Raw genomic sequence first — 12,870 nt, 5'->3', positions numbered from 1 at the left:
GAACTATTAAGGAGTTTCTCATGGGAGAGGCCGACATTTTGAGCGTAGGGGAAATAGTGGACTGCACCGTTGAGCAGATAATGCCTTACGGAGCTTTTGTGAGAATTGCGAAGAACGGGCGCAAGGGGATGATACACATTTCCGAGCTGTCGTACAGCTTCGTGAAGAACATATCTGATGTCCTGAACATAGGGGATAAGGTTCAGGCGAAAGTGATCAAGATAGACGAGAGAGGCCGCATAGACCTTTCCATTAAGCAGACACAGCCGCAGCCTCAGGCTCACGCAGGCGGTTTCCAGCACAGGACACAGCGCACGGGTTCTGCTCCGTCGCGGCCGTCCCGTCCGTCGGGAAGGGATTTCACTCCGCGCGAAGGCAGGCCTCCCAGAGAGCGTGAGTTCCGGGACACAAGGGATTTCCGCGCGATGCAGGAGACTTTCCGCGAGACCAGCCCGGAAGAAGCCGACACTTTCGAGAAGAAGATGGCATCGTTCCTGAAGACCAGCGAGGCCAAGATAACGGATCTGAACACACGAAATTCATCGAGGTCAGGCCGTCCGTCAAGGCGGAGGCAGGGCGGTCGGGACTACTGATGACGAGGAAGAAGAACTTTTGCGGGGGATGCCTTCGGGTGTCTCCCGTTTTTGCTGTGGAGCTCAGAGAGTTATCGGCGCGGTACTCGGACAACAAGCAGAGGTTTGACCCGTCATTGATTGCGGGATGCGTGCGGTGCAGGTTCGGAGGGATTCAGGTTCTGGTTTGCCGTCCGTTCACGGGGAAACGTATTTTCCCGACGACGTTCTGGCTCGTGTGCCCGTACCTCACGAAGCTGGCGGGAACTCTCGAATCTCGCGGAGGAGTAAGTGAGCTCGAGAAATCGATAAAGGACGTTCACGAGTGGAGACGCTACAACATGCTTCATCAGGTTATACGGCTCGGGCTTGCGGGAAAAGTTCAGCGGAGGTTCATGCAGAAGTACCGTGCCAGCGTTTACCGTTCGGTTATGCGTTCGGGCATCGGCGGAATGAAGCAGACTGACGGCGTAAACGTCAAGTGCCTGCACCTTCAGGCTGCCTCAATGATTGCGCTCGGCCGACATCCCGGCGGGGAATGGCTCAGGACTGCGGGGCTGTGCTCTGACTGCGGAGAGCGTCATTCATGCTGCCGGTCCTGTAGCCCTGCAGGTCAAGGGTAACATACGAGAACCCCAAACCCTTAAGCTCGTCGTAAATTTGTGTGCGCAGTTCAACAGCCTTCCTGAAATCTTCAGGCAGAACCTCGATGCGTGCAAGCGTACCGTGAAGCCTGACCCTCATCTGCCTGAACCCTAGACCTATCAGGAAGCTTTCCGCGCGTTCAACCATGATGAGCTTCTCGGGCGTGATCCTCTCGCCGTAAACGAAACGTGAGGCTAAGCACGCATAAGAAGGCTTCTCCCACGTCGACAGGCCAAGTTCGCGGGAGAGAGAGCGTATCTCGTTCTTGGTTAGTCCGGCATGACGCAGGGGGCTTTTGATGCCGAGCTCCTCGATTGCGCGGAGGCCGGGACGGTAATCGCCCAAGTCATCAACGTTCGAGCCCTCTACTACGTGAGAGAGTCCGTGCTCCCTCGCAGTCTCCAGAAGGTTCGTGAACAGAGAACGCTTACAGAGGTAGCACCTGTCGGGGGGATTGTCCCTGAAGCCGTCTATAGCAAGTTCGTCGACAGTCAGAATTATCTGCTCAGCACCGAGCGCACTGCAGAAAGCCCGTGCTTCCTCAAGCTCCCTGTGGGGGAAAAGAGATGAAACCATTGTTACAGCGACGGCCTTATCACCCAGCACGTCATGAGCGACACGGAGCAGAAGCGTCGAGTCAACTCCCCCAGAGAACGCAACTGCAACGCTCCCTAATGAGGCTATGTATTCACGCAGAACAGTATACTTGTCCTTCATTTATCTCACTCCCACTGACGGTAGATCCCCGCGTCCCTCTTGGCCTGCGCCTTCTGCGAAATGTGAGTTCCCAGCACAATGTTAGCGAAGCCCTTGCGGACTAAGAGCATCTTCATCCTGTTCATGAACGGGCAGGGCTGGCGGTGTGCATTGTCCGAGCACACGCACGACGCAAAGTGCACTGCAACATCTTCCTTCTGGATTCCTTCCTTGCGCAGACGCATTCCGAGATTCTCGAGCTTGGGGGTGAGGAGATTCCCGCAGCATCCTCCGCAGGTTATCGTCATGTACCGTGTCTCCGGCGGGTAGCCCGCGAACTTCCCGGCCTTGTCGTAGAAATCTCTCATGCACAGGAAGCCAGAGCACCTCTTTACGACATCTTCACACTGTATAATCACAACAAGTTCCGGCGCGTCATCAATTTTTGCAGACTGCATTATAATCTGCACATCCTTTCAGTTGGAGATGATTTTATGAAGTATAACAGAATATCCATCGACGGCCTCAATATCTTTTACCGCACGGCAGGAGACCCGGCAAAACCCGCAATGCTCCTCCTTCACGGCTTTCCTTCCGCAAGCCACATGTTCCGCGACCTGATGCCGATGCTCGAGGACAAGTTCTACCTTGTTGCGCCGGATTATCCGGGCTTCGGACAGTCTGACATGCCTTCACGCGGAGAGTTCACATACACTTTCGACAACCTCGCGGAAGTTGTTGACGGGTTCATCTCTGCCCTGAACATCAGCAAGTTCTACATGTACGTGTTCGACTACGGAGCACCGATAGGCTTCCGAATCGCCATGAAGCACCCTTCCTCCATTCTGGGAATAATCAGCCAGAACGGCAACGTTTACGCAGAAGGTCGCGGCAAAAAGTGGGAAGCCCGCGCGGAATACTGGGCACACCCGACACCCGAACTCCGCGAGCAGTACAAGAGCGCGTTTGCACCCGAAACGATAATCGGACAGTACACCTTCGGCACAGAAGAAGGCAGCGTTTCGCCGGACGGTTACACTCTGGACATTCATTACACGCAAAGGCCGGGCTACGACGAAATACAGTCTGACCTAATCTACGACTATCAGAACAACGTGAAGCTGTACCCAAAGTTTCAGGAGTACCTGCGAACGTACAAGCCCAAGCTGTTAGCTGTGTGGGGGAAAAATGACCCGTCATTCATTCCTGCAGGGGCTGAGGCATTCAGGAGGGACGTACCTGATGCACAGATTCATTTTGTGAACAGCGGGCACTTTGCGCTGGAGTCATGCTGTAAAGAGATTGCTGGCTTAATCCGTCAATTTTCCGCGTAAAAATTATTCAGGCTTTAGGCTATAATTGAACAATCCTAATATTTTACTCATTCAGGGAGGTAAAGATTTTCATGTGGCTTTTCCTAGTATTCGTTACTCTGGTCTTCGGCGTTCTGGCCGGACTGTACGCATGGACGGTCTACCAGAAGCTCGAAGAGACCCAGATAGGTCATCCCCGCGTAGCTGAATTATCCTCAATCATTCATCAGGGAGCTATGGCATTCCTCAAGAAGGAGTACTCATGGCTTGCCCCGTTCGTCGGAGTCGTAGCAGTCCTGCTGATTTCTGCGCTCGGTCTCGGAGCGGCGTTCGCGTTCGTTCTCGGAGCTGCCTGCAGTGCAACAGCCGGATGGATCGGCATGTACGTAGCAACCAACTCCAACGGACGCACAACCTACGCTGCCCTTGCCGGAATCGAGGCACAGGAGAAAGTTGCCCTCGACAAGAGCGAGCCGGAGGGAGACGGCGTTCTCTCGAGTGCTGCCGGTGATGCCCTCGAGGTTGCGTTCTCCGGCGGAAGCATCGTCGGAATGGTCGTCGTAGGTCTGGGACTTATCGGCCTCAGTGTCGCGTATCTGTTCCTCAACGACGTAACTGCACTGACTGCGTTCGGAATGGGAGCGAGCTCAATCGCACTGTTCGCACGTGTCGGCGGAGGCATCTACACTAAGGCGGCGGACGTAGGAGCAGACCTTGTCGGCAAGGTTGAGGCAGGAATCCCTGAGGATGACCCGCGCAACCCCGCAACAATCGCTGACAACGTAGGCGACAACGTAGGCGACATCGCAGGAATGGGTGCAGACCTCTTCGAGAGCTACGTCAACTCAATTCTTGCGGCTATGGCCATCGGTGCAACTTTCTCGTTCACAAAGGGCGGCGAAGCACTTGGCCTGTGGGGAATCGGCTTCCCGATGTTCCTGTCGGCTCTGGGAGTTCTCGCGTCAATCATCGGATGCATGATGATTTCACAGAAGGCTGCCGGTGCATCAGTCGTCAGGTCAGTTGCCTGCAAGCTCCTTCCCAACGTAATGAAGCGCATTGACGAGGGTGATGCTGCATTCGCGCTCAGAACCGGAACGTTCGTAGCAGGCGGACTTATGATCGCAGGTACGTTCATTCTCAGCATCCTGTTCTTCTTCTCGAACTCAATGAGCGTGTTCCTGTCGGTTACGTCGGGAGTTATCGCCGGAATCCTTATCGGCAACGTTACGGAAATCTACACGTCGGGTGATTACCACTTCGTGAAGAACGTTGCGGCAACGTCAGACACAGGCAGTGCTACCGTCATTCTTTCCGGCATTTCGCTGGGTATGATGTCGACGGGTATCCCTGTGCTGCTTATCTGCCTTGCGACGCTCATCAGCTACTACTTGGCCGGAATGTTCGGCGTTGCGGTCTCCGCAGTAGGAATGCTCTCAATCACGGGAATTTCCCTGAGTGTTGACGCATACGGCCCTATCTCCGACAACGCGGGCGGCATCGCTGAGATGAGCGAGCTTCCTGAAGGCGTGCGCAAGATTACCGACCACCTCGACGCAATCGGCAACACGACGGCGGCAATGGGCAAGGGCTTAGCGATTGGTTCAGCGGCACTTACTGCACTGGCTCTGTTCGTGGCGTACTCGCAGGCGGCCAAAATCGACAAGATCGACATCATGAACCCCTACGTCATCGTCGGACTGCTCATCGGCGGAATGCTTCCGTTCATCTTCTGCTCGCTGTCGATTGACGCGGTCAGCAAGGCGGCAGGCTCAATGATTGAGGAAGTCCGTAAACAGTTCCGCGAGATTCCCGGCATCATGGAGGGCACGGGCAAACCTGACTATGAACGCTGCGTCTCAATCTCGACACACGCCGCGCTTACGCAGATGATTATTCCTGGCGTGATGGCTATCGCAGTTCCCGTGATTGTCGGCTTCACGCTCGGCAAAGAGGCACTCGGCGGACTTCTGGGCGGCTCAATCGTTACGGGCGTAATGATGGCACTGTTCATGTCGAACTCCGGCGGTGCGTGGGACAACGCGAAGAAGTACATCGAGGAAGGGCATTACAACGGCAAGGGCTCGCCGAACCACGCGGCGGCAGTTGTCGGCGACACAGTAGGCGACCCGTTCAAGGACACGGCCGGTCCTGCGCTGAACATCCTCATCAAGCTGATGACGGTTGTTGCGCTGGTGCTTGCTCCGCTGTTCTAGGAGAAATAATTTCGCGAAAAGGTTGCGGGAGGTGTCCTGAGCTGGGGCATCTCCCGATTTCGTTACTGACATCATGAGCAAGGTATTTTTTGCACGACAAAACGATTACGAGCAGGCAGGAATAGACTCGGCAGTAAGGAGAGTCTTTGAGCACTTCGGGGGAATATCTGAGTTCGTGAAGAAGGGCGAGCGCGTTCTCCTGAAGGTGAATCTCGTCTCAGGGCACGACATTGCGCGGAGGGTTACGACAGACCCCGCAATAGTCCGTGCAGCCGCAAAGCTGGTGATTGATGCTGGAGGAGTTCCCTTCATCGCGGACAGTCCCGGCATCGACAATTTCCGCAAAGCCGCAGAGAAAGCAGGTTTCGTCGGGGTAGCTGAGGAGCTGGGCATTGAGTGCCGCGAGCTCACAGACCCGGTTGACCTCCCGGCAAGCGAGGGAGCGGACTTCAAACGTATTCAGGTGAGCAGGCAGGTGCTGGAAGCAGATAAAGTCATCAGCTTGGCCAAACTCAAGACGCACGGGCAGATGTACCTGACGATGGGCACAAAAAACCTCTTCGGGACAATTCCCGGCCGTCTCAAAGCCGGCTGGCATTACAACGTAGGCTTGAACCGCGAGAAGTTCGCATCACTCCTGCTGGACATTTACAGGGGAGTAAGGCCGTGCTTCACGCTTCTTGACGGCGTTATAGGGATGGACGGCGACGGCCCGACTAGCGGAGACCCGTACCCGTTCGGGCTGATTGGGGGAAGTGCTGACGCGCTGACTATGGATTTTCACCTCTGCAGGATGCTCGGCGCAAAGCTGGAAGATTATCCTTTGTACATGGCCGCAAAGAAGAGAGGCTTCCCCGAGTGCAAGCTTAACCCCGCTGATGTTGAGGGAGATTTTTCCGCTGAACACGTTTTCCCTGATGTGAAGCTCCCCAAGACACGGACAATGCGGCTTCTTCCGCGCCTGCCGTTCATCGAGCGTCTGATGACCTCGAGGCCTGTGCACATTCCCGAGCTGTGCATAGGGTGCGGGCGATGTGCGGCTGTTTGTGCGGCAGGAGCATTGAGGCACGAGAACAAACACCTGTACTTCGATTACGGGAAGTGCATTCGGTGCTACTGCTGCCATGAGATGTGCCCGGTGAAGGCGATAAAGTTTCAGGAGAGCGGGCTTGTGAGGCTGGTGAATTTCTTCACGCGATAGCCTATGAACCGTAATAAAGTTTTTACCTGTGTCGAAATATGCGCAGGTGCAGGAGGTCAAGCGATAGGGCTTGAACGTGCGGGCTTCAGGCATTCTGTGCTTGTGGAGATTGAGCCGGAATACTGCGCAGTCCTTAAGCGCAACCGTCTGAACTGGAACGTAATCTGCAGGGACGTGCGAGAGTTTGACGGCAGAGAATATAAGGGAACTGACCTCTTGGCCGGAGGCGTTCCGTGTCCGCCGTTCAGTTCTGCGGGAAAACAGCTAGGCAGAAACGACGAGCGCGACTTGTTTCCGGAAGCGTTGAGGCTTGTGCGTGAAATTAAGCCCCGTGCCGTAATGCTTGAGAACGTCAGGGGATTCTTTGACAGGAAATTCGACACCTACAGGGGGGAAATCCTGAAAGATATGGAGTTGCAAGGGTATACGGTTCACGTTAGACTGATGGATGCTTCGCGGTTTGGAGTTCCTCAGAAGAGGCTTCGGGCTGTAATTGTTGCAATACGCAATGACCAGCACACATTGTTCACATACCCAGAAGGAAGCTCTGAGACTGTGAGCGTCGGCACGGCTCTACGGGACTTGGTCTCTGCAGGAGGCTGGGAAGGTGCGGACGAATGGGCGGAACTTGCGGACAGTCCTGCTCCTGCGGTTGTCGGCGGCTCGAAGAAGCACGGAGGGGCGGACTTGGGGCCTGTGAGGGCACGGAGGGCGTGGGAACTGCTCGGAGTTGACGGAAGAGGAGTCGCCGACGAAGCTCCTGAACCCGGACACGCAGGGCTTATCCGTCTGACACCTAGAATGCTGGCTAGATTGCAGGGTTTTTCGGACGATTGGGAGTTCAGCGGTAAGAAGACTGCGGCCTGCCGGATGATAGGGAATGCTTTTCCCCCTGCTGTGGCTGAAGCTGTGGGACGAAAGATAAGGGAGTGCTTGATTGATGAGTGAGGCTTTAATCTCGGAAGCAAAAAAGATGTTTCACCGGCACATGCTAGAGAGCAGCACATTAACCGTTACGAAAGAAGGCACAGCTTCAAACGCTGATTCATCGAGCGCGTCCTCAAAGGCTGTGGCATTACGGACAGCAGAAATCATATCCGATAACTGCGGGTGCAGAATTAACGTCATGAACAAAGCGGCTGGTCAGACGCTCGGAAGACAGTTCGAAGTTCTTGTGTCGGAGTTTCTGCGGAATACGTTTTTGCGGCTGGACAGCATACGTCCGGGCAAATGGGGGATTACGTGTTCAGGCGCAGAGGTGAGCAGTTTTGCGCAGTACGAGCATCTTGCAGAACTGGGAAAACTCATCAGCAGGAACGCACAGCTTGCGGCGGTACTGGGCAATGATTACGTCATAGCACCTGACATTGTGATATACAGGGAACGTTACAGCAATGAAGAGCTTAATTCACATGAACAGCTTGTAGATGGCAGCTCAGCCTGTGCTTCTGACATAAGGGAGACCAGCGGGAGAGCACCGATACTTCATGCCAGCATTTCGGCCAAGTACACGATAAGGAGCGACAGAGCACAGAACAGCCGGACGGAAGCACTGAACCTCATACGCAACAGGAAGGGGCATCTTCCGCATATTGTGGTGGTTACCGCCGAGCCCATGCCGGGAAGACTGGCTTCAATTGCACTGGGAACGGGAGATATTGACTGCGTGTATCACTTTGCACTGTACGAACTTGAACAGGCTGTGAATGAATGTGCTTCTGACGATTCAGCAGAGATGCTTCACACTCTCATTGATGGGAAACGCCTCAAGGATATATCAGATTTGCCGCTGGACTTAACTGTATAAATAAGCCCCCCGCCATTAACCAGCAGGAGGCATCATCAAATCTTTCTCTACGCTATAGTTACGTCCCTGCACAGGTACACATCCTGCACAGCGTTGATTATCTGCACTCCCTCGCTCATCGGACGCTGGAACGCCTTCCTCCCGAGAATCAGTCCCATTCCGCCGGCCCTCTTGTTGATGACCGCAGTACGTACTGCCTCGCTGAGGTCGCTCGCCCCGCCGGAAGCTCCGCCGGAGTTGATGAGCCCTGCACGCCCCATGTAGCAGTTCGCCACCTGATAGCGCGCCAAGTCTATCGGGTGGTCAGTCGTCAGCTTGTCGTATATCTCGTGCGATGTTTTGCCGTAACCTTTGCCCATCGCCATGTACCCGCCGTTGTTCTCGGGGAGCTTCTGCTTGATGATGTCCGCCTCAATCGTTACGCCCAAGTGATTCGCCTGTCCCGTAAGGTCCGCACTCGCGTGGTAGTCCGTAACCTTGTCGTCCCTCTTCACCTTGAAGGCTGAGTTCCTCAGGTAGCACCACAGAATCGTCGCCATTCCCATTTCGTGCGCCGCGTGGAATGCCTTAGAGATCTCCTGAATCTGACGCGTCGACTCGGGGCTGCCGAAGTATACTGTTGCTCCGACTGCTACTGCTCCGAGATTGTAGGCCTGCTCGACCGACGCAAATAACACCTGGTCGAACTGGTTGGGGTACGTCAGAAGCTCGTTGTGGTTGAGCTTGAGCACGAACGGAATCTTGTGCGCGTACTTCCTTGCTGTTGCGCCGAGAACTCCCAGCGTCGTGGCTACTGCGTTGCACCCTGCCTCCATCGCCAGCTTGATGATGTTCTCCGGGTCAAAGTATATCGGGTTCGGCCCGAAGGACGCTCCCGCTGAATGCTCAATGCCCTGATCTACCGGCAGAATCGAGATGTACCCCGTGTCCGCAAGCCTGCCGTGTGAGAACAGCGTCTGCATTGCGCGCATTACGGGTATGGGACGGTCAGACATGCTGATTACGCGGTCAACAAAGTCCGGGCCGGGAAGTGAGAGCATATCCTTGCTGATTGTCTCGCACTTGTGAGTAAGAAGGGACTCCGCCTCTGAACCTAAGAGGGCTTCGATTTTTCCGAGTTCCATCGTGAAGAAAACCTCCTGAACAGAAATTTACTGCCTGCACATTATACAACCTTCAAGGATCGTCAATACTCCCATAACCGCCAGCGTACCCGCCATTATCATCATGAACATCACCGACAGCGAGACGTTCAGCGGAGACATGAACATTACCCCGCCCAGCACGACGAGCACGACTCCGTGAAGCAGCATCAGCCACCATCCGCGCACTCTTGCGCCTCCGAGCCACAGGGACATTCCGACGCGCGAGAACCCTACACTCACCAGCCACAGCCCGACAACGAACGGTATCACCAGTGCGGCAGCTCCGGGCTGAAAGGCCATGTACAGTCCAGCAACGAAATCCAGAAGCCCGAGCAGGATAAACCTCTTGAGGCCGAAGAAGTAGAACGCGCTGAAGTAGTTTATCCCCGACGCAATCAGGCCAAGCCCCATGAAGAACCCTACCGTAACGAGGGCTTCAACCGGCCGCGAGAACGCGAAACCTCCGAGCACAAGCATTATTGCTCCAGTGATGAAGCAGTTGATGCGGAAATCTCTCATGTCTATTCCTCCTTCAACAGTGAATCAAGTTCACGCTGTACTTGCTGCAATGTCCCGAACTGTATCGCCTTAAACCCGAACTCCCTTGCCGCCTTCACGTTGCGTTCTATGTCGTCGATGAACACGCATTCCGGCGGGTTGAGGCTGAACTTGTCGGCTATGCACTGGTAGATTTTGCGGTCGGGTTTTATCAGCCGAACGTCGCACGAGAAGACTCCTCCTTCCAGAAGCGGCAGGAAGTCCAGAACGTCCGGGTTCTTGGCCATCACGTAGCGTGAGTAGTTCGACAGGTACAGCAGACGGTAACCGTGCGCCTTCAAGTCCTTCAGCCAGCCCGGAGTCGCAGGCCTCTTCTTGAGCGTGTCGCCGACGTTCTCGAAGACTTTGCGGAGTTCGGCCTCGTGGTGCGGTGCGTGGGCAATAATGTTCGCGAAGACTTCTTCAGGTTCGTCGCCCGCATCGAGCCTGTCCCAGCGTCTGCTTCCCCAGACTGCCTCATCAAGCTCGTCGATCAGTTCTTCACGGCCGGGAAACATCCTGTGAATGAACCCGTCCCAGTCAAAATCTATCAGTACTCCGCCGATATCGAAGATTATCGTGCTAATCATGAACGTCAACCCCGATTAACATCTTGCCCAGCATTTTTGCGGCATCCCTGAGGTATGGCGGGCATATAACGTAAAATCCGGCTTCCTTTGCGGCCTCGCAAGCCTTCTCGTCGTCTGCGGCAAATATGCTCTTGGCCGGAATGACTCCTTCAATGTCTCCCGGAGCTTGCGGCTTGACGAACTCAATTGTTCCAGACACGGCAGGGTATTTCGACATGCACACGACTCTGCAGCCCTTGTCCTTGAGCAAGGCAGCCCACAACGGAGCGTTTGGCCTCGAGCCGAGAGAAGCGAAAGCATCACGCAGTTCCTGTTCACGTTCTGGTGCGGCAGATATTGCGGTGGCAAGGAGTTTTGAGGGCTCGCCTTCTCCCCATTCTTCCCCGAATGCTGACTTGGATATTCTTTCAATGATGCTCTGTGCAGGCTTGATCTCCTCTCCTTTGTGAAACACACTCCATAGTGCTCCGTAGCAGCACTTTACTACAAGCGAATCCCCGAAGCTCCCTCCGAAGATTACGGTGCTGAACCTGCCGAGTCCTTCCCCGAGTTCGGAGAGTTCCTCGAGAGTTTTCTTGTGGCCTTCGCCGTCAACCCAGCCCAAGAGCGACGCAGATATCTCAATGTTCCTCCAAGAGCCTGCAAACGCTAACACGGTCTCCTTGACGCAGAACTCCGTAGCTATTCCGCAGATCAGCACGTCCTGCCCGACGACTTCACTGAGTGTCTTCTTTGCTGCTTCGTTCCAGGCTTCGTAGGCAGAATATTCTTCGAGGTCGTCGTCCTCGCCCTTGCGGTAGACGTTCGTGGCGTTGGGACGCTGTGCAGGGTTCACGATGTCCGTGCTGAACGACGCGTGAAGCTCAGCACCGTGAGTTCCCGCTTGGCAGTGCACCGGCCACGTTCCGCCGTTGGGAATGTAGCTGCAGTGTTTCGGGCCGTGCCAGTCCGCAGAGTAGAATACCCGAGCGTCAGGGTGGGCGTTGATGTAGGTGATGATGTTCTTCACGGCCTCTTCCGCGTGTGCACAGGCTAATGTTCCGTCGATGAAGTCATACTGGCAATCGATTACGAGTATATCTTTCATGGTCATTCTCCTTTCAGGGAGACGAAATCTCCCATGCCGTTAATTATAGCTAGTGCGTCGTCAATTATCTGCATCATAACTGCACCCCCCGTCCCTTCACCGAGCCTCATTCCCAGCTTCAACGACGGCTTGAGGTTCAGGAACTTGGCCGCATGCATAAATGCAGGCTCCGGCGACTTGTGCGAGGCTAGCATGAACATTCGCGCGAGAGGCTCAAGCTGGCTGGCCAAGAGTGCGCCCGCTATCGAGATTACCCCGTCGACAAGAACAGGCACGCGGTAGATTGCTCCGCCGAGAAAGACTCCTGTTATCGCGGCAATGTCCAGACCTCCGACGCACGAGAGGATGTTCATCGGGTCAGTGAGATTAGTAGCGTGAAAAGCAAGTGCCTCGAGAATCACCTTCCGTTTCCGTGCAAGTCCTTCGTCGTCGAGCCCCGCCCCTCTTCCGACGAGCGAAACATCACGAGAACCCGTAGCCGCCATAATGCACGCACAGGCTGTGGTTGTGTTGCCCATCCCGACTTCTCCCGTGCCTATTACGTCAGCTCCCTCCGACTTCAGCTCCCTAACAACATCAACCCCTAACGCTATAACCTCTTCTGTGAGCTCAGCAGTCATTGCGCGTCCGTGAAGGAAGTTCGCCGTACCGTCGGGAAGGAACTTTCGGGTGATGATATTGCGGTGAGGCGCGAGGCCTTTCACGCCCAAATCATAGAGTCTGAGCTCAGCCCTTGCCTGACGTGCGAGAACGTTTATCCCGCCGTCCTGCCTCTCTGCGTAGACGTGCATTAATCTCCGCGTGAAGTCTTGGGGTGATGAGCACACACCTTCTTCGTAGATGCCGTTGTCTGCCCCGAACAGACAGATGACCTTGCGAGTGAAGGCGTTATGCGCTCGGCCGGTTATTCCTGCGAGCTGTATCGCGATATCCTCGAGAGCTCCGAGACTGCCGGGCGGCTTGACCTTGCCGTCAATCAGAGTCCGTGCTTCGTTCATTGCCTGTGTGTCTAGTGGTGTTATATGTGGAAAGTTCATTATGTCTCCTATCTGCTAGCGGGA

At 55.0% G+C, this 12,870-nt stretch carries 14 protein-coding genes; 7 read left to right on the top strand and 7 right to left on the bottom strand.

What is annotated here, in order from left to right:
- Window positions 1–20: 20 nt before the first annotated feature.
- The gene (locus tag IJT02_03600) at window positions 21–593 is read left to right on the top strand and encodes a S1 RNA-binding domain-containing protein (protein ID MBQ7544009.1); all 573 of its coding nucleotides are present in this window, start codon (window positions 21–23) and stop codon (window positions 591–593) included.
- Window positions 593–1,195, top strand: a complete 603-nt coding sequence (locus IJT02_03595; GenBank protein ID MBQ7544008.1) for a DUF501 domain-containing protein — start codon at window positions 593–595, stop codon at window positions 1,193–1,195. Before IJT02_03600 ends, IJT02_03595 begins: the two co-directional genes overlap by 1 nt.
- On the opposite strand, the gene larE is transcribed toward IJT02_03595, so the two are convergent.
- Both larE and IJT02_03585 read right to left on the bottom strand, forming a co-directional pair.
- Complete coding sequence (larE, locus tag IJT02_03590) at window positions 1,116–1,934, bottom strand: ATP-dependent sacrificial sulfur transferase LarE (GenBank protein MBQ7544007.1); 819 nt, start codon at window positions 1,932–1,934, stop codon at window positions 1,116–1,118. The two genes, IJT02_03595 and larE, sit on opposite strands and share 80 nt — an antisense overlap.
- Window positions 1,935–1,939: 5 nt before the next feature.
- Window positions 1,940–2,371 carry a CGGC domain-containing protein gene (locus IJT02_03585; GenBank protein MBQ7544006.1) on the bottom strand — a complete coding sequence of 144 codons (432 nt, stop codon included), beginning with the start codon at window positions 2,369–2,371 and terminating at the stop codon, window positions 1,940–1,942.
- Between the two features lie 36 nt (window positions 2,372–2,407).
- Between IJT02_03585 and IJT02_03580 the strand changes: the two genes are divergently transcribed.
- The 5 genes from IJT02_03580 to IJT02_03560 all read left to right on the top strand — a co-directional run bounded on the left by IJT02_03580 (window position 2,408) and on the right by IJT02_03560 (window position 8,450).
- Window positions 2,408–3,247: an alpha/beta hydrolase gene (locus IJT02_03580; GenBank protein MBQ7544005.1), complete on the top strand. Its 840-nt coding sequence runs from the start codon at window positions 2,408–2,410 to the stop codon at window positions 3,245–3,247.
- A 71-nt stretch (window positions 3,248–3,318) separates the two neighbouring features.
- The gene (locus IJT02_03575; protein ID MBQ7544004.1) at window positions 3,319–5,442 is read left to right on the top strand and encodes a sodium-translocating pyrophosphatase; all 2,124 of its coding nucleotides are present in this window, start codon (window positions 3,319–3,321) and stop codon (window positions 5,440–5,442) included.
- Between the two features lie 73 nt (window positions 5,443–5,515).
- On the top strand, window positions 5,516–6,643 hold the full coding sequence (locus IJT02_03570; GenBank protein ID MBQ7544003.1) for a DUF362 domain-containing protein: 1,128 nt from the start codon (window positions 5,516–5,518) through the stop codon (window positions 6,641–6,643).
- A 3-nt stretch (window positions 6,644–6,646) separates the two neighbouring features.
- Window positions 6,647–7,591, top strand: coding sequence for a DNA cytosine methyltransferase (locus IJT02_03565; protein ID MBQ7544002.1), 945 nt, complete (start codon window positions 6,647–6,649; stop codon window positions 7,589–7,591).
- A gap of 40 nt (window positions 7,592–7,631) precedes the next feature.
- On the top strand, window positions 7,632–8,450 hold the full coding sequence (locus IJT02_03560) for a hypothetical protein (GenBank protein MBQ7544001.1): 819 nt from the start codon (window positions 7,632–7,634) through the stop codon (window positions 8,448–8,450).
- Window positions 8,451–8,497: 47 nt separating this feature from the next.
- Here IJT02_03560 and IJT02_03555 read toward each other — a convergent pair whose 3' ends face one another.
- From IJT02_03555 to cobT, 5 genes are read right to left on the bottom strand one after another with little or no spacing between them, the layout of a single operon-like run.
- Complete coding sequence (locus IJT02_03555; protein MBQ7544000.1) at window positions 8,498–9,574, bottom strand: class I fructose-bisphosphate aldolase; 1,077 nt, start codon at window positions 9,572–9,574, stop codon at window positions 8,498–8,500.
- A gap of 27 nt (window positions 9,575–9,601) precedes the next feature.
- A complete protein-coding gene (locus tag IJT02_03550; GenBank protein ID MBQ7543999.1) occupies window positions 9,602–10,114 on the bottom strand; it encodes a DUF308 domain-containing protein in 513 nt (170 codons plus the stop codon).
- A gap of 2 nt (window positions 10,115–10,116) precedes the next feature.
- A complete protein-coding gene (locus IJT02_03545; protein MBQ7543998.1) occupies window positions 10,117–10,722 on the bottom strand; it encodes an HAD family phosphatase in 606 nt (201 codons plus the stop codon).
- A complete protein-coding gene (locus IJT02_03540) occupies window positions 10,715–11,815 on the bottom strand; it encodes an isochorismatase family protein (GenBank protein ID MBQ7543997.1) in 1,101 nt (366 codons plus the stop codon). Before IJT02_03540 ends, IJT02_03545 begins: the two co-directional genes overlap by 8 nt.
- The gene (gene cobT, locus IJT02_03535) at window positions 11,812–12,846 is read right to left on the bottom strand and encodes a nicotinate-nucleotide--dimethylbenzimidazole phosphoribosyltransferase (GenBank protein MBQ7543996.1); all 1,035 of its coding nucleotides are present in this window, start codon (window positions 12,844–12,846) and stop codon (window positions 11,812–11,814) included. Before cobT ends, IJT02_03540 begins: the two co-directional genes overlap by 4 nt.
- Window positions 12,847–12,870 lie beyond the last annotated feature (24 nt).

The organism is Synergistaceae bacterium (assembly GCA_017450125.1).
In the GTDB taxonomy this organism is placed as follows: domain Bacteria; phylum Synergistota; class Synergistia; order Synergistales; family Aminobacteriaceae; genus JAFUXM01.
The sequence above is the reverse complement of the archived record's forward strand: the minus strand, read 5'-3'. Positions and strand labels throughout refer to the sequence as shown.